The organism is Saccharopolyspora soli (assembly GCF_022678645.1).
GTDB classification, from domain to species: domain Bacteria; phylum Actinomycetota; class Actinomycetes; order Mycobacteriales; family Pseudonocardiaceae; genus Saccharopolyspora; species Saccharopolyspora soli.
Genome location: NZ_JALBWV010000007.1, coordinates 43,541 through 64,926, shown reverse-complemented (window position 1 = coordinate 64,926; position 21,386 = coordinate 43,541). Strand labels below are relative to the sequence as shown.

At 70.1% G+C, this 21,386-nt stretch carries 19 protein-coding genes and 2 pseudogenes; 13 read left to right on the top strand and 8 right to left on the bottom strand.

The window, feature by feature from the left end:
• Positions 1–54 precede the first annotated feature (54 nt).
• The 4 genes from MOQ72_RS07405 to MOQ72_RS07390 are packed head-to-tail and all read left to right on the top strand — an operon-like array spanning position 55 to position 3,304.
• Complete coding sequence (locus tag MOQ72_RS07405) at positions 55–936, top strand: DUF58 domain-containing protein (protein WP_242181504.1); 882 nt, start codon at positions 55–57, stop codon at positions 934–936.
• A 2-nt stretch (positions 937–938) separates the two neighbouring features.
• Positions 939–1,919 (top strand): VWA domain-containing protein, encoded by a 981-nt coding sequence (locus MOQ72_RS07400; protein ID WP_242181503.1) that lies wholly within the window; start codon positions 939–941, stop codon positions 1,917–1,919.
• A gap of 37 nt (positions 1,920–1,956) precedes the next feature.
• A complete protein-coding gene (locus MOQ72_RS07395) occupies positions 1,957–2,544 on the top strand; it encodes a class I SAM-dependent methyltransferase (protein ID WP_242181387.1) in 588 nt (195 codons plus the stop codon).
• Positions 2,545–2,581: 37 nt separating this feature from the next.
• Positions 2,582–3,304: an MgtC/SapB family protein gene (locus MOQ72_RS07390; RefSeq protein ID WP_242181386.1), complete on the top strand. Its 723-nt coding sequence runs from the start codon at positions 2,582–2,584 to the stop codon at positions 3,302–3,304.
• Between the two features lie 15 nt (positions 3,305–3,319).
• Here MOQ72_RS07390 and trxA read toward each other — a convergent pair whose 3' ends face one another.
• A complete protein-coding gene (gene trxA, locus MOQ72_RS07385; RefSeq protein WP_242181385.1) occupies positions 3,320–3,670 on the bottom strand; it encodes a thioredoxin in 351 nt (116 codons plus the stop codon).
• A gap of 134 nt (positions 3,671–3,804) precedes the next feature.
• On the bottom strand, positions 3,805–6,666 hold the full coding sequence (locus MOQ72_RS07380; RefSeq protein ID WP_242181384.1) for an FAD-binding and (Fe-S)-binding domain-containing protein: 2,862 nt from the start codon (positions 6,664–6,666) through the stop codon (positions 3,805–3,807).
• A 387-nt stretch (positions 6,667–7,053) separates the two neighbouring features.
• Between MOQ72_RS07380 and fabG the strand changes: the two genes are divergently transcribed.
• The 3 genes from fabG (at position 7,054) to MOQ72_RS07365 (ending at position 9,935) form a co-directional block, all read left to right on the top strand.
• Positions 7,054–7,758 (top strand): 3-oxoacyl-ACP reductase FabG, encoded by a 705-nt coding sequence (fabG, locus tag MOQ72_RS07375; protein ID WP_242181383.1) that lies wholly within the window; start codon positions 7,054–7,056, stop codon positions 7,756–7,758.
• Between the two features lie 112 nt (positions 7,759–7,870).
• Positions 7,871–8,638: an enoyl-ACP reductase FabI gene (gene fabI, locus MOQ72_RS07370; protein WP_242181382.1), complete on the top strand. Its 768-nt coding sequence runs from the start codon at positions 7,871–7,873 to the stop codon at positions 8,636–8,638.
• Between the two features lie 277 nt (positions 8,639–8,915).
• Positions 8,916–9,935: a ferrochelatase gene (locus tag MOQ72_RS07365; protein WP_242181381.1), complete on the top strand. Its 1,020-nt coding sequence runs from the start codon at positions 8,916–8,918 to the stop codon at positions 9,933–9,935.
• Between the two features lie 89 nt (positions 9,936–10,024).
• On the opposite strand, the gene MOQ72_RS07360 is transcribed toward MOQ72_RS07365, so the two are convergent.
• Complete coding sequence (locus MOQ72_RS07360) at positions 10,025–10,798, bottom strand: Rv1486c family protein (protein ID WP_242181502.1); 774 nt, start codon at positions 10,796–10,798, stop codon at positions 10,025–10,027.
• 138 nt (positions 10,799–10,936) lie between these two features.
• Here MOQ72_RS07360 and MOQ72_RS07355 point away from each other — a divergent pair, with 138 nt between their 5' ends.
• From MOQ72_RS07355 to MOQ72_RS45535, 4 genes and pseudogenes are all read left to right on the top strand, one after another.
• On the top strand, positions 10,937–11,743 hold the full coding sequence (locus MOQ72_RS07355) for a DUF3097 domain-containing protein (RefSeq protein ID WP_242181380.1): 807 nt from the start codon (positions 10,937–10,939) through the stop codon (positions 11,741–11,743).
• Positions 11,744–11,882: 139 nt separating this feature from the next.
• Complete coding sequence (locus MOQ72_RS07350; RefSeq protein WP_242181379.1) at positions 11,883–12,314, top strand: NfeD family protein; 432 nt, start codon at positions 11,883–11,885, stop codon at positions 12,312–12,314.
• 82 nt (positions 12,315–12,396) lie between these two features.
• Positions 12,397–12,852 (top strand): annotated as a pseudogene (locus MOQ72_RS45540) (SPFH domain-containing protein); the annotation flags it as partial.
• Between the two features lie 399 nt (positions 12,853–13,251).
• Positions 13,252–13,389, top strand: a pseudogene (locus tag MOQ72_RS45535) (SPFH domain-containing protein); the annotation flags it as partial.
• Positions 13,390–13,574: 185 nt separating this feature from the next.
• Here MOQ72_RS45535 and MOQ72_RS07340 read toward each other — a convergent pair.
• The 3 genes from MOQ72_RS07340 to MOQ72_RS07330 all read right to left on the bottom strand — a co-directional run bounded on the left by MOQ72_RS07340 (position 13,575) and on the right by MOQ72_RS07330 (position 15,666).
• Complete coding sequence (locus MOQ72_RS07340; RefSeq protein WP_242181378.1) at positions 13,575–13,964, bottom strand: VOC family protein; 390 nt, start codon at positions 13,962–13,964, stop codon at positions 13,575–13,577.
• Between the two features lie 4 nt (positions 13,965–13,968).
• The gene (locus MOQ72_RS07335) at positions 13,969–14,784 is read right to left on the bottom strand and encodes a helix-turn-helix domain-containing protein (protein ID WP_242181500.1); all 816 of its coding nucleotides are present in this window, start codon (positions 14,782–14,784) and stop codon (positions 13,969–13,971) included.
• A 177-nt stretch (positions 14,785–14,961) separates the two neighbouring features.
• A complete protein-coding gene (locus MOQ72_RS07330) occupies positions 14,962–15,666 on the bottom strand; it encodes a GntR family transcriptional regulator (protein WP_242181377.1) in 705 nt (234 codons plus the stop codon).
• Positions 15,667–15,732: 66 nt separating this feature from the next.
• Between MOQ72_RS07330 and MOQ72_RS07325 the strand changes: the two genes are divergently transcribed.
• The gene (locus MOQ72_RS07325) at positions 15,733–17,001 is read left to right on the top strand and encodes an MFS transporter (RefSeq protein WP_242181376.1); all 1,269 of its coding nucleotides are present in this window, start codon (positions 15,733–15,735) and stop codon (positions 16,999–17,001) included.
• 109 nt (positions 17,002–17,110) lie between these two features.
• Positions 17,111–18,550 carry an aldehyde dehydrogenase family protein gene (locus tag MOQ72_RS07320; RefSeq protein ID WP_242181375.1) on the top strand — a complete coding sequence of 480 codons (1,440 nt, stop codon included), beginning with the start codon at positions 17,111–17,113 and terminating at the stop codon, positions 18,548–18,550.
• A gap of 351 nt (positions 18,551–18,901) precedes the next feature.
• On the opposite strand, the gene MOQ72_RS07315 is transcribed toward MOQ72_RS07320, so the two are convergent.
• Positions 18,902–20,320 carry an amidase gene (locus MOQ72_RS07315; RefSeq protein ID WP_242181374.1) on the bottom strand — a complete coding sequence of 473 codons (1,419 nt, stop codon included), beginning with the start codon at positions 20,318–20,320 and terminating at the stop codon, positions 18,902–18,904.
• A complete protein-coding gene (locus MOQ72_RS07310) occupies positions 20,320–21,297 on the bottom strand; it encodes a D-2-hydroxyacid dehydrogenase (protein WP_242181373.1) in 978 nt (325 codons plus the stop codon). Before MOQ72_RS07310 ends, MOQ72_RS07315 begins: the two co-directional genes overlap by 1 nt.
• Positions 21,298–21,386 lie beyond the last annotated feature (89 nt).

Here is a 21,386-nt window from a genome sequence, read left to right as displayed (position 1 = left end):
TCCGGCCGCGACGACCGCCCGAGTTGGGCGCCGCCCGCGCTGGACACCGCCCGGATGGCGGCGGCGCTGCGGGCGCTGGAGCTGAACGTGCGCGGTCGGCTCGACGGCCTGTTGCAGGGCAACCACCTGGGCTTGGTGCCTGGACCGGGCACCGAACCGGGTGAGGCGCGGATCTACCAGCCCGGCGACGACGTGCGGCGAATGGACTGGGCGGTCACCGCGCGCACCGCCGAACCGCACATCCGGCAGACGGTGGCGGACCGGGAACTGGAGACCTGGGTGGCCGTCGACCTCTCACCGAGCCTGGACTTCGGTTCGGCGGCCTGCGACAAGCGGGAGCTGGCCGTCGCAGCCCTGGCCGCGGTGATGTTCCTGACCAGCGGCGGCGGCAACCGGATCGGCGCCGTGGTGGACAACGGCACCGGCACGGTGCGGCTACCGGCACGCGGCGGCACGGCGTACGCGCGGGCGCTGCTGAAGAAGGTGGCCGAGACGCCGCGAGCCGAGGAGGGCACGCGGGGCGACCTCACCAAGCTGCTGGAGTCGCTGCGCCGCCCGCCGCGGCGACGCGGGCTGGCGGTGGTGATCTCGGACTTCCTGGGGTCGACGGATTGGGAACGCGCGCTGCGCGGCTTGGGCGCGCGGCATTCGCTGCTGGCGATCGAAGTGCTGGATCCGCGCGATCTGGAACTGCCCGACGTCGGCACCGTCCTGCTGTCGGATCCGGAAACGGGCAAGCAGCGGGAGGTGCACACCACTCCGGTGCTGCGCAAGGAATTCGCCGCCGCCGCGGCGGCGCACCGCGATGAGGTCGCGGGCCTGCTGCGGCGTGCCGGTTGCGCCCACCTGGTGTTGCGAACCGATTCGGACTGGATCGCCGACGTCGTGCGGTTCGTCATGGCACGCAAGCGAGGTTGGTCCGGAGGAGCTGCTTGATGTTGAGCCTGACGGGATTCACCGCGCCGTGGTGGTTCCTGCTGCTGTTGGTGATCGCGGCACTGGTCGGCGGCTACCTGTGGGCGCTGCGGCGGCGGCGCCGGGACAGCTTGCGGTTCAGCAACCTGGAGACGCTGGAGCGGGTCGTCCCGGCTCGGCAGGGCTGGTGGAAGCACGTGCCACCGGCCCTGCTCGGTGTGGCGCTGATCCTGCTGACCGTGGCGCTGACCGGGCCGACCGCCGAGCAGCGCATCCCGCGCAATCGGGCGACCGTGATGCTCACCATCGACGTGTCGCTGTCGATGAAGGCCACCGATGTCGAGCCCAGCCGGTTGGAGGCGGCGAAGGTCGCCGCGAAGGAGTTCGCGGACAAGCTGACGCCGGGCATCAACCTCGGGCTGGTGTCGTTCGCGGGCACCGCGACCGTGCTGGTGATGCCGACGACCGATCGGGCCAGCGTCAAGCAGGCCATCGACAGCCTGAAGCTGGCGGAGGCCACGGCCACCGGCGACGGGATCAACGCGGCGATGCAGGCGATCGACTCCTTCGGCAAGATGGTCGGCGGTCCGGCCGGGGCGCCACCGGCGCGGATCGTGCTGATGGCCGACGGTGGGCAGACGATCCCGCGCGAGCTGGACGCGCCGCGTGGCGCCTACACGAAGGCCAAGGAAGCAAAGCAGGCGGGCATCCCGATCTCCACGATCTCCTTCGGCACCAAGCACGGCAGCATCGAGATCGAGGGCGAGCAGGAGTGGGTCGAGGTGGACGACGAGGCGATGCAGGAGATCGCCCGGCTCTCCGGCGGGGAGTTCCACAAGGCGGCCAGCGCCGAGCAGCTCCGCGAGGCCTACGACACGCTCGGCGAGCAGATCGGCTACGAGACCAAGCACACAGATGCGAGTAAACCGTGGTTGGTGCTCGGTACGCTCGCGGCGATCATCTCGGCCGGGATCTCGCTGTTCGCCGGTCGTCGATTGCCGTAGTGATCGCGCATCTTTCTCGCGACGGGAGTGCTCGCCGGTGGGGACCGCGGATTTCCTGTGGGAGTTCATCAAATCGCCGACCACGACCGCAGCGGTCGGACCGAGCTCGCGATCGTTGGCCGCGCAGATGGTGGCGCCCATTCCGAACCGCGGTGAGCCCGTGGTCGTCGAACTGGGGCCGGGAACCGGCGCGTTCACCGAGGTGATCCAGCGTCGCCTCGGCGGACGGGGAAAGCACCTGGCGTTGGAGCTCAACTCGCGCTGGGCCGCGGAATTGGGGCAGCGGTTCCCGGCGGTGGAATCGGTGTGCGCGGACGCCCGGCAGCTGCCGGAGTTGTTGCGACAGCGCGGTTTGCGGGCCGATGTCGTGGTCAGCGGTCTGCCGTGGGTGGCGCATGCCCCGGTAGACGGGGTGCCGCTGATCCGGCTGATCGCCGAGTCGCTGACGCCTGGGGGAGCTTTCACGCAGTTCGGCTACACCTGGACGCGCTGGGCGCCACCGGCCCGCCGCCAGCTCGCGGACCTGCGGGCGGAGTTCGAGGAGACGGTGATCAGCCGAACGGTCTGGCGCAACCTGCCGCCCGCGGTGGTCTACCTGGCCCGACGGCCGCACCGGGCAGCCTGATCGTGACCCAGCGGAAGCGGTGGGTTACGTTCCAGAGGTGACGGATGCGGTCGTGGCCGGGTTCGGCGAGTTCCCACTGCTCGTCGAGTTGGGGACGGCACTGCTGCTGTCCAGCCTGATCGGGCTGGAGCGGGAGATCCGCGCCAAGAGCGCCGGACTGCGCACGCACGCCCTGGTGGGTGTCGGTGCGGCGCTGTTCATGCTGGTGTCCAAGTACGGCTTCGGCGACCTGCTGGTGTTCGACCGGGTCTCGTTCGACCCGTCGCGGGTGGCGGCGCAGATCGTCTCGGGCATCGGGTTCATCGGCGGCGGGTTGATCTTCGTGCGCCGCGACGCGGTGCGCGGCCTGACCACCGCTGCCACGGTGTGGCTGGTGGCCGCGGTCGGCATGGCCTGCGGCAGCGGGCTGGTGGTGCTGGCCACCGCGACGACGGCGGTGCACTTCCTGGTCGCGATGGGGTATCCGCGGCTGTTGCACCTGATGCGCAAATCGCTGCGCGAGCCGCAGGTGATGCGGATCGGCTACCTCGACGGATATGGCGTACTGCGTAGCGTGTTGACGCTGTGCACCAGTCGCGGCTGGACCGTGATGGACCTGCAAGTGGAGCGCGAGGACACCGACGACCAAGAGCAACGAACCGCGGTGGTGGCGCTGCGGCTGCGCGGCAAGGTCCCGGTGTCGGCGCTGGTCGAGGAGATCAGCGCCTTACCGGGAGTGCTGCACGCCGCCATCGGAGAAGCGGTCGAACCGGGTTTCTGACCGCCGGGCCACCGGTCACTTCACGCTGTTGCGCACTTCGTCCATGTCCAGGTCGCGGGCTTGGCTGATGAGGTCCTCGAAGACGTTCTCCGGCAGGGCGCCGGGCTGCTGGAAGACCAGCACGTTGTCGCGGACGATCGCCAGCGTTGGGATGGAGCGGACCTCGAAGGCACCGGCCAACTCCGGCTGGGCCTCGGTGTCGACCTTGGCGAAGACGATGTCGTCGTGCGTTTCGGCGCTGCGCTCGAAGACCGGCGCGAACATCTTGCACGGGCCGCACCAGTCCGCCCAGAAGTCGATGATCACGAAGTCGTTGCCGTTAACGACCTCGTCGAAGTTCTCGGTGGTCAGTTCGACCGTCGCCATCTGCGTTTCCCTTCAAGCTGCTTGCGGTGCACCGGTGCAACACTCCCAGACCGGCCCGGCATTCCCCGCGCCGCTGTCTGCTCCCGCACGGATCGGTCGTGAGTGCTTAACCGGCCTCCAGCCCGGTTAAGCACTCACGACGAGCTGTCGAGGGCGCGGGCGACGAGGGTAGCGAGGTGCACGGGTTCGGTGCCGGTGGTTTGCCGCAGCTGGGTTCGGCAGCTGAATCCGTCGGCGACGATCTCGGTGTCCGGGGCCGCTTCCCGGACGGCCGGGAGCAGAGCTTGTTCCGCGCAGGCGATCGAGACGTCGTAGTGCCCGCGCTCGAAGCCGAAGTTGCCCGCCAGACCGCAGCAGCCCGAATCCAGCACCCGCGCGCGGGTTCCGGTGGCGTCCAATGTGGCCCGGTCTGCGGTGAAGCCCAGATCGGCGTACTGGTGGCAGTGGACCTGCACCAGCGCGTCCGGGCCGGTCGCGGTGCGCTGCCACTGCGCGCGGGTCGGCTCGATCCACTCGGCGAAGGTCTTGGTCGCCGCCGCCAGCGCCGCGACATCGGGATCGTGCGGGGCGAGTTCCAGCGCGTCGTTGCGGAGGAACGCGGTGCAACTCGGCTCCAGCCCCACGACCGGCAGGCCCTGATCGAGCTGGGGGCGCAGCAGTCGGGCGGTGCGGCGGACGGCGGCGCGGGCGATGCCGAGTTGTCCGGTCGAATGCCAGGTCAGTCCACAGCAGACCGCTTCGCGCGGGATTTCCACCGCCTGGCCCAACGTTTCGAGCGCCGTGACCGCATCCCGGCCGATGTGCGGGTCGAAGTGGTTGGTGAAGGTGTCCGGGAACAGCACCACGCGCGCGGTGGCATCGCCGGTCGGCGGGCGCCGACCGGACCACCACGCCTGTAGTGTCCGGGGCGCCAGTCGCGGCACCTCGCGTCGCGAGTCGACACCGCCGAGCCGCTTGAGCACCGGTGCCAGCGGTCCGGAAAGCACCCGGTTGACCAGCCGAGGTGCGCGCTGGCCCAGGGCCAGCCACAACGGCAGGAAACCCATCGAGTAGTGCGCGGCCGGGCGGACGCGGTGCCGGTAGTGGTGGTGCAGGAACTCGGCTTTGTAGGTCGCCATGTCGACGTCGACCGGGCAGTCCGACTTGCAGCCCTTGCACGACAGGCACAGGTCGAGCGCGTCGCGGACCTCCGGCGAGCGCCAGCCACCGCGGATCACCCGCCCGGCCAGCATCTCGAACAGCAGGTGCGCCCTACCGCGGGTGGAGTGCTTCTCGTCCTTCGTCGCCCGGTAGCTCGGGCACATCACCCCGCCCGTGGTGTTCAGGCACTTGCCCATGCCGACGCAGCGCCGAGTCGCGGCGGCGAGATCACCGGAGTCGGCGTGCAGCGCCAGCGCGGTCCGGCTGGGCAGCCGGGGCGGCGCTACCAGCAACCGCAGGTCTGCGTCGACCGGGCGCGGGCGCACGATCTGGCCGGGGTTGAACAGGTCCTCGGGATCGAAGGCGGCCTTGAACCGCTCGAACGCCTCGATCACCTCGGCCGGGTACATGCGGGTGAGCAGCGCCGATCGAGCCTGGCCGTCACCGTGCTCGCCGGAGACCGAACCGCCGTGCGCGACCACGAGGTCGGCGGCGGCCTCCAGGAAGGTCCGGTAGTCGCGCGCACCGGGTGAGGAGAGCAGGTCGAAGTCGATGCGCACGTGGATGCAGCCGTCGCCGTAGTGGCCGTAGGTCACCCCGCGGCGACCGAAGCGGGCCAGCAGCGCGTCGAATTCCCGCAGGTAGGAGCCCAACCGCTCGGGCGGCACAGCGGCGTCCTCCCAACCGGACCACCGCTCGGAACCGGCCATCCGCGTCGAGTACCCCGAGCCTTCCTCGCGGATCTTCCACAGCGCGGCCATCCGCGCCACGTCGGTGTGGATCACGCTCGCCGCGCGCTCGCCCATCGCCTCGGCGACGCGTCGCGCCGCTGCCTCGGCCTCGCCCTGGTCGGCACCGCCGGATTCCACCAGCAGCCAGCTGCGCCCACCCGGCAACAGCGGCAACGCGGGCGAACTCGGGTTGCGCTGCCGCACCACGTCCACGAGTTCCGCGCTGAGCCCTTCGATGGCCAACGCCTCCAGCCCGCGCAACCGGGGCACTTCGTCAGCGGCGGCGTAGCTGTCGGGGAAACCGAGCACCGTCATCGCCCGGACCGGCGGAGACGGCACCAGCTCGACGGTCGCCTGCAGCACCGTCGCGCAGCTGCCCTCGGTACCGACCAATGCGCGAGCCACGTGGAACCCGTTCTCCGGCAAGAGCTGGTCCAGGTTGTAGCCGGACACCCGGCGGGTCAGGTCCGGGAACGAGCGGCGGACCAAGTCGCCGGCATCGTCGCGCAACGCCCGCAACTCCTGGTACAGCCGTCCGGTCCGGTCGCCGCGCGCGCACAACCGGTCGAGCTCGACCGGCGAGGTCGCACCGACCTGCAGGCGGGTGCCGTCGTCGAGCAGGACGTCCAGCGAGTGCACGTTGTCGACGGTCTTGCCCCAGGCCACCGAGTGCGTGCCGCAGGAGTTGTTGCCGATCATCCCGCCGAGCGTGCATCGGCTGTGCGTGGACGGATCGGGCCCGAAGGTCAGCCCGTGACTGGCGGCCGCGGCGCGCAGCGAGTCCAGCACGACGCCGGGCTGCACGCGGGCCAGCCTGCGCTCGGGGTCGATCTCCAGGATCTGATTGAGGTGCCGTGCGAAGTCCACCACCAGGCCAGGCCCGACGGCGTTCCCGGCGATGCTGGTGCCCGCGCCGCGACCGGTGATCGGCACGCCGTGCTTGCGCGCGATGGCGACCGCCGCGGCCACGTCGTCCTCGGAGCGTGGGAACACGACGCCGAGCGGCACCTGGCGGTAGTTCGAGGCATCGGTGGAGTACAACGCGCGCGTACCGGGGTCGAAGCGAGCCGGGCCGGACAGCGCCGCGCGCAGCTCGGCGGCGAGTTCGTCGGACGTCTGGGCCATCGAAGCGCCTCCGCGGTCGGTAGTTCCGAGTGCCTGTCTTTGATCTTGTCTCGAAGCGGCGAAGCCGCTTAGCCCACCCTCGCAGCTGGCACCGCCGCGGGTTCTCAGGCGTCGTGTCGGGAGGACCGCCTCGACGTGGTGTATTGGCATACATGATGTCGGGGATCCCGGACCGAGACGGCGTCTGAGGTTCCGCTACCCGCACCGCCACGCAGAACGAGTTGGAAGACAGGCTGCGTAGCGCAGTCTGCCTGTCGTGGTCGCTGTAGGTGGACCACGACACGGTGCAGCTAATTCTGTATGGAGGCGCTGGGCGGTCGATGACCGCGAACGGATAATGTCGCGGCTGAAACAAAGCTTGCGGTGTTGTTCGAGGGGAGATCCACAGTGGCACGGTCCGTACTGGTGACCGGTGGTAACCGCGGCATCGGATTGGCCATCGCGAAAGCCTTCCAGGCCGCCGGGGACAAGGTGGCGGTCACACACCGCGGATCGGGTGCGCCGGAAGGGCTGTTCGGGGTGCGCTGCGACGTCACCGACCCGGAGCAGGTGGCGGCGGCCTTCGACGAGGTCGAAGCCGCGCACGGTCGGGTCGAGGTACTGGTGGCCAACGCGGGCATCACCGACGACACGCTCCTGCTGCGGATGAGCGAAGAGCAGTTCGGCCGGGTCATCGACGCCAACCTGGCCGGTTCCTACCGGGTGGCCAAGCGGGCGGCCAGCAGCATGCTGCGCAACCGCCGGGGTCGGATGATCTTCGTCTCATCCGTGGTCGGACTCTCCGGCGGTGCCGGGCAGGCCAACTACGCGGCGAGCAAGGCGGGTCTGGTGGGTCTGGCCCGCTCGATCGCCCGCGAGCTGGGATCGCGCAGCATCACGGCCAATGTGGTCGCGCCCGGTTTCGTCACCACCGACATGACCGACGCGCTGTCCGAGGAGCGCAAGAAGGAGATCCTCGGCCAGATCCCGCTGGCCCGGTTCGCTTCCGCCGACGAGGTGGCGGCCACCGTCGAGTGGCTGGCTTCCGACGCAGCGGGTTACATCACCGGCGCGGTGATCCCGGTCGACGGTGGTCTCGGGATGGGACACTGAGGCCGTTTCCGCATCGGACGGACACAGTGGACGATTCGGCTTCTCGCGCCCGGCAGCGGTGGTGGGAGTTGTGGGTGCCGATGGACCTGATCAAGCACAGCGGAGGAATTTCGTGAGCGGATTGCTCGAAGGCAAGCGGATTCTGGTCACCGGCGTGATCACCGACGCGTCGATCGCGTTCCACGCCGCCAAGGTCGCCCAGGAGGAGGGCGCCGAGGTGGTGCTCACCGGGTTCGGCCGGATGAGCCTGGTGGAGCGCATCGCCGGTCGGCTGCCCAAGCCCGCGCCGGTGCTCGAGCTCGACGTGACCAACACCGAGCACCTCGACAGCCTGGCCGAGCGGGTGCGCCAGCACGTCGCCGGGCTGGACGGCGTGCTGCACTCGATCGGCTTCGCCCCGCCGTCCTGCCTGGGCGGCGACTTCCTGGCGGCGCCGTGGGCGGACGTCTCGACCGCGTTGGAGGTCTCGGCGTACTCCTTGAAGTCGCTGAGCACCGCCACGCTGCCGATGCTGGGCGAGGGTGCCTCGATCGTCGGCATGGACTTCGACGCCCGCGTCGCCTGGCCCGCCTACGACTGGATGGGCGTGGCCAAGGCTGCGCTGGAGTCGACCTCCCGCTACCTGGCGCGTGAGCTCGGCCCGAAGGGCATCCGGGTCAACCTGGTGTCGGCGGGTCCGGTGCGCACCATGGCGGCCAAGTCGATCCCGGGATTCGCCGACCTGGAGGCCGGTTGGGGTGACCGGGCCCCGCTGGGCTGGGACGTCGACGACCCCACCCCGGTTGCGAAGTCGGTGTGCGCGGTGCTGTCGGACTGGCTGCCCAAGACCACCGGCTCGATGATCATGGTCGACGGCGGCGTGCACGCTCTCGGCATCTGAGTCGCCGTCTTTGATCTGCTTTTTGAAGCGGCGCTAGCCGCTTAGCCCACCTTCGCAGCTCGCGCCGCCGCGGGTTCTCAGGCGTCGTGTCGGGAGGACAGCCTCGACGTGGTGTATTGGCATTACATGATGTCGGGGATCCCGGACCGAGACGGCGTCTGAGGTTCCGCTACCCGCACCGCCACGCAAAAGGAGCTCGAAGGCAGGGCTCGCTGAAGCGCCCGTAGTCGGGTGGCCCCGGCTGCGGGCGGGCGGTGCGCAGCGCCATCATGGTCCGGTGAGCTTTGATGCGTTGCTTTTCCTGTCGTTCGGAGGGCCCGAGGGCCCGGCGGAAGTCCGACCGTTCCTGGAGAACGTCACCAGGGGCAGGGGAGTGCCGCCGGAGCGCCTCGACGAGGTCGCCGAGCACTACCACCACTTCGGCGGGGTGTCGCCGATCAATCGGCTCAACGAGGAGATCATCGCCGCGCTGCGGGACGAACTGGCCGCGCAGGGCCGCCAGCTGCCGGTCTACTTCGGCAACCGCAACTGGCATCCGATGATCGAGGACACCGTCGCGAAGATGGCCGACGACGGGGTGCGCCGGGCGCTGGTGTTCGCCACCTCCGCCTGGGGCGGCTACTCGGGTTGCAAGCAGTACCACGAGGACATCGCGCGGGCCCGTGCCGCGGTCGGCGACCGGGCGCCGGAACTGGTGAAGTTGCGGCAGTTCTTCGACCACCCGCTGTTCATCGAGGCCAACGCCGACGCGGTGCGCCGCGCGTTCGCGGAGCTGGACCCGGCCCAGCGTGAGCAGGCGCGGTTGGTGTTCACCGCGCACTCGGTTCCGCTGCGGGCCGATGCGCAGGACGGGCCGGACGGTCGCCCGCAGTGGTACTCGCGGCAGGTCGCGGAGGCGTCCCGGCTGGTCGCGGAGGCGGTCGGGGTGGACCGCTACGACGTGGTGTGGCAGTCGCGGTCCGGCCCACCGCAGGTGCCGTGGCTGGAGCCGGACATCTGCGACCACCTCGACGACCTGCACGCCAAGGGCGTCCAGGCGGTGGTGGTCAGCCCGGTGGGGTTCCTCTCCGACCACCTCGAAGTGATCTGGGACCTGGACAGCGAAGCCAGGGACAAGGCCGCCGAGCTGGGCATGGGCTTCGCCCGCGCGGCGACGGCTGGCCCGGACCCGAGGTTCGCGAAGCTGATCGTCGAACTGGTCGCCGAGCACACCGAAGGCACCGAACTGCGCAAGCTCTCCACCATGCCCGCAGCGGGTTCCACGACCAACGGAGAACCCTGCGCCCCCGGCTGCTGACCACTTTCAGGGCGATTTTCCGAGGTGGAGGGCACCTTTACCGAGTAAGCCGGTCAAAGGTGCCCTTCCCTCGTTCACGATCGGGTGAGTCAGGGCTTGCTGGCGCGGTCGGCGAGGACGCGGACCATCTCGGTCACCGAGGCGCGGCGGGCGGCTCGGACGGCGTCGAACAGCGGGCGCAGTGCTTCCGTGCGGCCGCGGATCGCCGACGCGGACAGGGCGCCGCCGGGCGCATCATCGGTGGCCACCCACAGGATCGCCTCGACTTCGGTGGCCCGTTGCAGGATGCGCAGGGTGCGCTGCGGCACGTCCTGCGGCCACCGCGGCGCTGGGCGGGAGGCGACGGTCTCGGCGATCTCCTCGCGCACCCCTGGGCGCTGCTTGGCGACACCGAGATCGATCAGTGCGCTGGCGGCTTCGCGCATTGCCGAGGCCATGCCGTGCTCAGCTTCGCCGATCGGCAGGTGCTCGGCAGGGGGCAGATCCCCGATTTCGAATGCGGTCCAGCGCAGGATTCCCTCGGCGACGCGCTGCGGGACGAGCCCGAGACCGGCGTCCGGCAGCACGACGGCTTCACCGACGCGCATCGCCAATTTCGCGAACGCGCTCGAACCGCCGAGACCGCGCGCGTCGCCGGGCACCGGCAGGACCAGCTCACCGTTGCCCGCCCCCGCCTTGCGCAGCGCCGCCAGCAGCAGCGCCGGACCGGCCGGGGACTCCTGCGGACCGGGCAGTTCCAGCCGCGCGGCCAGATCCGCGTCGCAGGCACGCACTTCCTGCGTCTCGGCCCAGGTCTGCAGGGCATCGAGCACGTCGTCCGAAGCGGCTGCACCATGCAGCCAGGCGGACGTCCAGACAACCATCGTGGCGCTTGGGCAAGGCACGTCGAGCAGGGTACGGATCGGTCCGCGGGCGCGTCGTCCGGGGGTTTTCGACTGTGATCTACGCATCGCGGCGCGCCGCACCCCACGGATTCCCCGATCGGATTACCGTGGCGCCTCGTGCGTTCGGTCAACTACGGCAAGGACATCCTCGCGGGCCCGCGCCGCTGGAAGGTGCCGGAGATCCCCGCCGAACCCGGCTTGGTGGTCGAAGACCCGGCCAGCGGGTTCTGCGGGGCGGTGCTGCGGGTGGACAAGGACACCGTCGTGCTGGAGGACCGCCATGGCAAGCAGCGGTTGTTCCCGATGCGCCCGGCGGCGTTCCTGTTCGAGGGGAAACCGGCGACGCTGGTACCGGTGCGCGTCGAGCCGGAGGCGAAGTCGACGCGTTCGGCGTCCGGGTCCGTGCGGGTGGAAGGGCTGCGGGCGCGGACCGCGCGGGGCAGCCGGATCTGGGTCGAAGGTCTGCACGACGCCGAGCTGGTGGAGCGCATCTGGGGGCACGACCTGCGTGTGGCGGGCGTGGTCGTGGAGCCGCTGCACGGCGTGGACGACCTGCCCGGCCTGCTGGCCGAGTTCGGCCCCGAACCGGGGCGGCGGGTCGGGGTGCTGGTGGACCACCTGGTCCCCGGCAGCAAGGAATCCCGGCTGGTCGAGGGCATCGACGACCCGAACGTGCTGGTCACCGGCCACCCGTTCGTGGACATCTGGGAAGCGGTCAAGCCGCGGGCGTTGGGCATCGCGGGCTGGCCGCGGGTCCCGCGCGGCACGGACTGGAAGCAGGGCGTGTGCGCAGAGCTGGGCTGGGGTGAACCGGCCGACGGCTGGCGGCGGGTGCTGGCGGCCGCGTCGAGCTTCCGGGACGTCGAGGCCCCGCTGCTGGCCGCGGTCGAGCGGCTGATCGACTTCGTCACCGAGGAAAGCTGATGGTCGCCCGCGCCACGACGCCTGACGGCGCGTGCGTGAATGGTGCACTCCGGTCATCGCGGTGCACGTCGAGTCACGTGTTGATCACGCCGGAGAAATCCGCCTTCGCGGCTCCCCGGCGTCTGTCACCATGGGGAATATGACTCCCGCGCTGCTGTGGCTGATCGCCGGGGTGTTGCTGGTCGCCGCCGAGGTGCTCTCCGGGGACTTCGTCCTGGTGATGCTCGGTGCTGCGGCGTTGGGTGCCGCCGGTGCTTCGGCGCTCGGTGCACCGCTGCCGGTGGACGCCGTGGTGTTCGCGGTGCTGGGACTGGGGTTGATCTTCCTGGCACGGCCCGCGCTGAAGCGGCGGATGCAGGTGCAGCGCGAACTCAAGACCAATGTGGACGCCCTGGTCGGCAAGCGGGCCAAGGTGGAATCCACAGTGGATGCGCACAGTGGCCAGGTGCGCATCGACGGGGCACTGTGGTCGGCGCGGGCGTTCGACGAGACCCAAGTCATCGAGGTCGGCCAGACCGTCACCGTGATGGAGATCGCGGGCGCGACTGCCGTCGTGTGGGCTGAGCCGTGAAAAGAGGGATGTTGGCGTGACCGAACTGATCGTGCTGGTGGTCGTGGTGCTGCTGGTGCTCATCATCGCGGTGAAGTCCGTGATGGTGGTGCCGCAGGCCCAGTCGGCGGTGATCGAACGACTCGGCAAGTTCCGGTCGGTCGCCGAGCCCGGCCTGAACTTCCTGGTGCCGTTCCTGGACCGGGTCCGAGCCCGCATCGACCTGCGCGAGCAGGTGGTGTCGTTCCCGCCGCAGCCGGTGATCACCCAGGACAACCTGACGGTGTCGATCGACACCGTGGTGTACTTCCAGGTCACCGATTCGCGCTCGGCGGTGTACGAGATCTCCAACTACATCATCGCGGTGGAGCAGTTGACCACCACCACGCTGCGCAACGTGGTCGGCGCGATGAGCCTGGAGGAGACGCTGACCTCGCGGGATGCGATCAACACGCAGCTGCGCGGGGTGCTGGACCAGGAGACCGGGCGCTGGGGCATCCGGGTCGCGCGGGTGGAGCTGAAGGCGATCGATCCGCCGCCGTCCATCCAGGACTCGATGGAGAAGCAGATGCGCGCCGACCGGGAGAAGCGCGCGATGATCCTCAACGCCGAAGGTGAGCGGGAGTCGGCGATCAAGACCGCCGAGGGCCAGAAGCAGGCCGCGATCCTGGCTGCCGAGGGTCAGAAGCAGGCGGCCATCCTGTCCGCGGAGGCCGACCGGCAGTCCAGCATCCTGCGGGCGCAGGGTGACCGGGCCAGCCGGTACCTGCAGGCGCAGGGCCAGGCGAAGGCCATCGAGAAGGTCTTCGCGGCGGTCAAGCGCGGCAAGCCGACTCCGGAGCTGCTGGCCTACCAGTACCTGCAGACGTTGCCGCAGATGGCGCAGGGCGACGCGAACAAGGTCTGGGTGGTGCCCAGCGATTTCGGCAAGTCCCTGGAGGGTTTCGCGCGGATGCTCGGCGCGCCCGGCGAGGACGGTGTGTTCCGCTACGAGCCGCCGACCGAGGAGATTCCGGGGATCGCGCCGGAGGAGGAAGAGGAATCGGTCAAGGCGTGGTTCGACACCTCGACGACCCCGGAGGTCGCGGAGGCGGTCCGGGCGGCCGAAGCGGTGGCCCGCAAGGAGGTGCCCGGACCGAGTGTCGGGACAACCCCGGCGGCCATCGCCGAGCCCGGTGCCCTGGCCCAACCGCCGGTGTCCGATGAGGATCAGTCCAGGTAGGACTTCCCGGCGAAGGGGGTGCCCGGTCGTGGGTGCCTCCTTCGGTCGTGTCGGGGGTGTCAGCTGCCCGCGTAGGTGCCGAAGCTCCAGCTGTTGCCTTCCGGGTCGCGGACGGCGAACTCGCGGGAACCGTAGTCCTTGTCCTCGGGTGCGAGGATGACCTCGGCACCGGCTGCGACGGCGCGTTCGTACAGATCGTCGGGTTTGTCGGTGACCACGTAGAGCCCGGCCGAGCCCTTCGGTTTCGCGAACGGGTGGCCGGGTTCGCAGGTGCCGATCATGACTCCGCCGCCGTTCGGCCAGCGCAGCTCGGCGTGCGCGATCTTGCCGTCGTCGCCGGGCACGACCAGGGTTTCCTCGAAGCCGAAGGCGTCGACCAGGAAGCGGATGCCCGCCTTCGGATCGGCGTAGGGGATCAGGGGCCAGATGCCCGTCGGTGTGTTCGCCATGGCGTCAGGATGCATCCGGCAGGTGTGCGGCGCCTTGGACGAATGGAAGGTCCTGGGCCATCCACCGCGATGGGGACAGCCCGGCGAACTCCCGCCAATCCCGGTTGAAGTGGGCCTGGTCGGCGTAGCCGCAGGCGGTCGCGACGTCGGCGAAGCTGCGGTGGACTCCGGCGATCAGCAGGCGGCGGGCCCGCTCGAAGCGCATCACGCGGGCGAGGAGCTTGGGGGACAGGCCGAACTCGCGGCGGAACTGGACGCCGAGGTGCTGGCGGCTCCACCCGACCTCGGCGGCCAGTGCCGTGATCGGGAGGTGGCCGTCGGTCTGGGCCATCCGCCGCCAGATCCAGCCGAGTTCCGGGGAGGGGAGGGCGGCCGGGGCGGCCAGCCGCAGGAGTGCGTCGTTGAGGCAGGTGAAGCGGTCGCTCCAGGTCGTCGCCGCGCGCAGTCGCTCGGCGAGTTCGGTGGCAGCCGGGCCCAGCACGACGTCGAGGTCGACGCTGCTGTCGACGAGTTCACCGGCGGGCAGGCCCAGCAGGGCGCGAGCGCCCAGCGGGGTGAGGCCCAGTTGGATGCCGTGCTGCAACTCGCCGTGGTTGATCCGAACGGCTTGGGCGTGCAGACCGGCGGCGAGCGCGGTGAGCGATTGATCCGGTCCCGCTGCCGGGGTGATGTCCACCGCGTCGTCGAGGGAGATGACCACGGTCAGGCTCCGCGACGGCAGCCCGTGGTGCACGCCGGGTGCGGACCGCACGCGATAACCGGTGCAGTCGGTGATCAGCGACCGCAGCCGAGGCGGTGGCGTCGCCGTGACGACCTGCATCTCAGCCACGCATTGAGGCTAGGCGGCGCCCCTGACACGCGCGGCCCGAACGCGGAAGCCGGGGAGTCGGTCCAGCATCTGCTTTGATTTCGTAATCATAATTACTTCAGTGTTAACTGAAATTAATCCAGAACACCCTAAGCGCATAGACCGGGCCGCGAAGATGACAAGCGGGGACTAGGCGTCGACGGTGGGGTCGAGGTAAGGGCCACCGGCGACGCCGAGGGCGCGGACCGTGCCGAGGAGGTGTTCGCGCAGCCGGGTCTTGGCCAGTTCCGGGTCGCCGTCGCGGATCGCCGCCGCCAGTTCGGTGTGCTGGTGGGTGATCCGGGGTCGGATGGCGTGGGTGCGGGCCGTGGCGGTGATCCGCATCTGCTTGTCGCGCAGCGCGTTGTAGAGGTCGGCGACCACCGGATTCCCGGCCGAGGCCACGAGCGTGGCGTGGAAGGCCCGGTCCGCCTCGTGCATGTCCGCGTCGCTGAGTTCGGCGGGGTCGCAGGCCGGATGCGCGGCGAGTTGGTCGCCTACCGTGGTCATCGCCTCGTGGCCTTGCACGGCGAGCTTGTCGATGGCGAAGCTCTCCAGCGCCAGTCGTGCTTCCACGACGGCGCGGGCTTCGGTGGGGGTCACCGGCACGACGAGCGCGCCGCGCTTCGGGTACAGCCGCAGGAATCCTTCGGTCTGCAGTCGCAGGAACGCCTCGCGCACCGGGGTGCGCGACATCTGCAGCGCGTTCGCCACCTCGCCTTCGGACAGCAGGTAGCCGTCGGGGAAGCTGCCGTCCAGCAGGCCAGCTTTGACGTGTTGGTACGCGCGGTCTGCGGCGGGGGCCTCCGAGTTGGCGGCGGAGGACGCGGTTTCGCGTGATGTTGCGCTCGACACGAGGGCATCGTACTTCCACCCATCTTGTATCTATGATGAATACAAGATGGGTGGGGAGGGGTTCGGGTGTTCGGGACGGTCGTGAGCACGCCGCTTGCCGGGGAGCAGGCCGATCACCACAGGTCGTCGCGCGTGTCGTGGCTGGTGTGGGGAGTTGGCGCGATCTGCTACTGCGCGGCGTTGTTCCACCGCGCCAGCCTGGGCGTGGCGGCGCCGGAAGCGTTGCAGCGCTTCAACGTCCCTCCGGCGATCCTGGCGTTGTTCTCCGCTCTTCAGCTGGGGGTTTACCTCGCCCTGCAGGTGCCGTCCGGGTTGCTGGCGGACCGGCTCGGTCCCCGGAAAGTGATCACGGGCGGCATGGTGGCGCTGGCGGTCGGGTCGGCGGTCTTCGCGGTGAGCGGTTCGATCTACGGTGGGATCGTCGGCCGGATGCTCATCGGCTTCGGTGACGCGTTCATGTTCACCAACGTGCTGCGGTTGGCCGCCCACTGGTTCCCGCCGCACCGCTTCGGCAAGGTCGCGGCGCTGACCGGGCTGGCCGGTGGGCTGGGCCAGGTGGTCTCGACGCTGCCGCTGGGCCTGTCCCTGCACGGTCTTGGCTGGGTGCCGACGTTCCTGGGAGCGGCAGCGCTGACCCTGGGGCTGGCGGTGGTCGCGGTGCTGGTGATCCGGGACCAACCCGAGCCCGTGCCGCAGGCGCATGCGGAGCCGGAGCGGGTCGTGCACGCGCTGCGGGATGTCATCGCGCAGCGCGGCACCAAGCACTCCTTCTGGGTGCATTTCGTGCTGATGGCGCAGTTCCTGGCAGTGACGACGTTGTGGGGAGCGCCGTGGCTGACGACTGCGCAGGGGCACGGCCAGCCCGAAGTCGGTTCGCTGCTGCTGCTCTGCGTGCTCGGTTTCATCGGGGGCTCGTGGTTCGCCGGGCAGCACATCTCCGGACGCCCGCAGCGGCGGGACCGGTTCACCCTGGCGTTGTCCTGCGCGGTTGTCGCGGTTTGGGCGGTTCTGGTCGGCTGGCCAGCGGTGTTGCCGCTGCCGGTGCTGGTGGTGGCGCTGGTGGTCATCGGCGTCGGTGGGGGCGGGGCGATGCTGGCGTTCGACGGGGCGCGGATGGCCAACGCGGCGCACCGGTCCGGGACCGCCTCGGGGGTGGTGAACATGGGTGGGTTCACCGCTGCGGTGTTCATCCAGTTGCTGGTGGGTGCGGTGTTGCAGGTGGTGTCGTTGCTGCCTGCCGCAGCCGCCTACCGCTGGGCGTTCGCACCGGTGTTGGTGCTGCTGGCGGCGGGCACCGTGGCGCAGTGGCGGCTGCGGGTGCCGAAGGCGAGCTGATCCCACCCCGGCGAGCCGCCTTCACACCCGCAGCCGTCCGGATAGGGTCGGTTGGTGGACGCGGCACCCGGTCGACCAATGACGGTCGGCCCAGCGATGGAGGCTCTTTTTGACCACGGCGCTGGAACTGCACAACTTCGTCGGCGGTGAACCGGCCGACACCCTGGCCGGGGAGACCCTGCCACTGGTGGATCCCAGTACCGGCGAGGAGTACGGGACCTGTCCCTTGACGCGCTGGATGGACGTGGACGCGGTGATGGCCGTGGCCGCGACGGCGTTCGATTCCTGGTCGCAGACGACGCCCCGGCAACGGCAACAGGTGTTGCTGAAAGTCGCTGACGCCGTCGAGGACCGGGCCGAGGAGTTGGTGGTGGCCGAGTGCCGCAACACCGGCAAGCCGTGGTCGGTCGTACGGGATGACGAGTTGCCGATGGCGGTGGACCTGATCCGTTTCTACGCCGGCGCCGCACGGGTGCAGGAGGACGGTGCGGGCGGTGAGTACCAGCCCGGCTGCACGTCGTTCGCGCGGCGGGAACCGATCGGCGTGTGCGCGCAGGTCACGTCGTGGACGCATCCGCTGTTGCTTGCGGCGGCGAAGTTCGCACCGGCGTTGGCGGCGGGAAACACGGTGGTCCTCAAGCCCGCGGAGACCACGCCGGTGAGCACCGCGATGCTGGTGGAGATCGCGAGTGAGTTCGTGCCCGCGGGCGCGTTGAACCTGATCTGCGGTGATCGGGACAGCGGACGCGCGATGGTGGCGCACGAGGTGCCCGGGATGTTCTCGATCACCGGCACAGTGCGGTCCGGGATGGAGGTCGCGGGTTCGGCGGCGGCGGACCTCAAGCGCGCACACCTGCAGTTGGGCGGCAAGGCTCCTGCGGTGGTCTTCGATGACGCGGACGTGCCGCGGGCGGCGCGGCGGATCGCGGCGGCGGCTTTCGGCAACGCGGGGCAGAGCGACACGGCGGCCAGCCGGGTATTGGCCGGACCCGAGGTGTTCGACGAATTGGTGGCCAGGTTGGTGGAGTGGGCCGAGGCGATGCGGCCGGGACCGCCGCAGGATCCCGATGCGGCGTTCGGGCCGTTGAACAGCTTGGGGCAGTTGGAGATCGTGCAGGCGCACCTGGACCGGCTCCCCGAGCACGCGCGGATCGTGGCCGGTGGGCGGCGCAAGGGGGAGCGGGGGTTCTTCCACGAGGCGACCGTGGTCGTCGGGGAGGAGCAGGACGACGAGCTGGTGCAGAACGAGGTGCTCGGTCCGGTGCTGACCGTGCAGCGCTTCGACAGCGAACAGGAAGCGGTCGAGCTGGCCAACGGGGTCCGTTACGGGCTGGTCGCGAGTGTGTGGACACGCGATCATTCGCGGGCGATGCGGGTGTCGCGGCGGTTGCAGGCGGGGACGGTGTGGATCAACGCGCACCATCCGCTGACCGCGGAGATGCCGCACAGCGGGTTCAAGCACTCGGCGTCGGCGCGCGATTTCGGCCGTTACGGCCTGGAGGAGTACAGCCGGATCAAGCATGTGATGTCGGCCTGGGAGGACGAGTAGGGCGGGCATTCAGCCGCGGGTTTCCGGGGTGCGCATGGCGATGGCCAGCAGGGCGGCGGCCGAGCCGGTGAGCTGGAGGCCGGAGCGCCAGACGGCGTGCAGCGGGCGGTGCAGGTCGGGTGCTGCGACCGGGACGTCGCGGCGTCACCGGCGGGCGCGGCGGCGGTGGCAATCGCGGTAGCGCAACGATCCCAAGGCCTTCGCCCTGGGAGCGTGTTCGACGCTGCGGGTGACGGCACTCGGATTCACCACCATGCTCACCCTGACGTGATCGAGTGAGGGGCACCCGTGACCCAGTTGCTTGGTCACGGGTGCCCCTCACCCAGCTCAGATCTACCCGATTGTGGTGGTTCAGCGGGGTCGGGGGCGGTGCCAGGGGTGGGCTTGTTCGTAGGCGCGCGCCGCGCGCAGGACCTTCGCGTCGGCGTGGCGGGGGCCGATGATCTGCAGGCCGATCGGCAGTCCGTCGGTGGTGTGTCCGCAGGGCACGCTGGCGGCGGGCTGCTGGGTCATGTTGAACGGGTAGGTGAACGGGGTCCAGCTCGTCCAGCGCGGATTCGCCGAGCCGCTGGGGACCTCGCGGCCCGCTTCGAACGCCGGGATCGGCACGGTCGGGGTCAGCAACAGGTCGTAGGTCTGGTGGAAGGCGCCCATGCGCTGCCCGAGCAGCATCCGGGTGTTGGTGGCTTCCAGGTAGTCCTGGGCGGAGTAGGTCAGGCCCTGCCGACAGATCTCGTGCAGTCCCGGATCGAGCTGTTCGCGCTGTTCGGCCGTGAGGTGCTCGACGGATTTGGCGGCTCCGGCGAACCACAGCACGTGGAAGTCCTCGATGGGGTCGCTGATGCCGGGATCGACGTGCTCGACGATCGCCCCGAGCTCTTCGAAGACCTGCGCGGCGGCGGTGACCGCACGCGAGACTTCGGGGTCGACGGAGGTGTCGAAGCCGAGGTCGACGCTGACCGCGATGCGCAGGCCGCGCACCCCGGTATCGAGACCGTCCAGGAAGGACGCGCTGGGCGGTTCCAGCGCGGACCAGTCGCGGCTGTCGGGCTCGGAGAGCACGTCAAGGATCAGCGCGGTCTCGGTGACGGTGGTGGTCATCGGCCCGGCGTGCGCCAGGGTGCCGTACGGGCTGGCGGGGTAGTGCGGAACCCGGCCGTAGGTGGCCTTGAGGGCGACGATGCCGCAGAACGCCGCCGGGATGCGCACCGATCCACCACCGTCGGTGCCGATGGCCAGCGGCGCCATGCCCAGCGCGACGGCGGCGGCAGCGCCACCGCTGGAACCGCCGGAGGTGCGCGAGGGGTCCCAGGGGTTGCGGGTGATGCCGTGCAACGGGCTGTCGGTGACGCCTTTCCACGCCAGTTCCGGCGTGGTGGTCTTACCGACGAACACGGCGTTGTGCTCGCGCAGCCGGGCCACGGCGGGCGCGTCGACGGTCCACTGCTGGTGCGGGTCGGTGGTGCGGGAGCCGCGCAGCGTCGGCCAGTGCCGGGTGAGGAAGATGTCCTTGATCGAGGTCGGCACACCGTCCAGCCGTCCAGCCGGTTCGCCACGTTGCCAGCGTTGCTCGGATGCACGGGCCTGCTCCAACGCCCGGTCGGCGTCGACCAGGCAGTAGGCGTTGACCGCCGCGTCGGCGTCGTCGATGCGGCGCAATGCCGCTTCGGTGGCCTCCACCGGCGACAGCTCGCCTGCGGCGTAGCTGGCGAGCAGTTCGGTTGCGGTGAGGTCGGCCGCCGTGGTCTGGGCAGGCTGGGTGTTGGCCATCAGTGCTCCGTTCCGCTGACGTAACCGCGTTGCTTGTCGACCACGTTGCGCAGCGGGGTGCCGTCGGTGTAGCTGCGCAGGTTGGCGAGGAAGAGGTCGACGAGTTCGTCGGTCCAGCCGACGGTGTCGCCGGACATGTGCGGTGAGACGAGCACGCCGGGCATCTCCCACAGCGGGGAGTTCACCGGCAACGGCTCGGTTTCGAAGACGTCCAGCGCCGCCCCGGCCAGCTGCCCGGCGCGCAGCGCGGCCACCAGGTCTGCTTCGACGACGAGTTCGCCGCGGCCAACGTTGATCAGCCGCGCGGTGGGGCGGCAGTGGGCGAGGACCTCGGCGTCGACGAGCCCCTTGGTCTGCTCGGTCAGCGGCGCGGCGAGCACGATGTAGTCGAAGGCGCCGATGACGTGGGCGAGGTCGGTGGAGGCGTGCACGTCGCCGAAGTCGGGGTCGCCACTGCGGCCGAGGCGACCGGCGCCGGAGACGGCCAGCCCGGCGGCCGAGAGCTGGCGGGCGATGGCCCGGCCGATCGGCCCGGTGCCGACCACCAGCGCGGTTTTGCCCGCGACGCGTTCGGTGACGCGGTGCTGCCACTGCTTGCGGTCCTGCAGCCGGAGCGTGGTGTGCATGTCCTTGGCGAAGGTCAGCACGGTGCCGAGCACGTATTCGGCCATCGGCTGGTCGAAGACGCCGCGGGAGTTGGTCACCACGACGTCGGAGTCGCGCACGGCGGGCAGCAGCAGCCGGTCCACCCCGGCGCTGGCGGCGTGCATCCAGCGCAGCGCGTCGGCGCGGGGCCAGGCGTCGGAGATGGCGTCGGTGCGGAAGTCCCAGACGAACAGCACGTCGGCGCCGGGCAGCGTGGTGGGCAGTTCGTCCGCGGTGGCGTAGCGGAGCTCGGCCCGGGCTTCGATGCGGGTCATCGCCTCCGGTGGGTTGCCGTCATGCAGGACGACGACCCTGGGCGTGCGATTGATCATGACCTGACCTTAAGGGCGGTGGGCGTGCGGGCGTGGGCAGCGGCGATCGATGGGCGTGCCGGTTAAGAGTTTGTTTCCCCCAGCCTGAG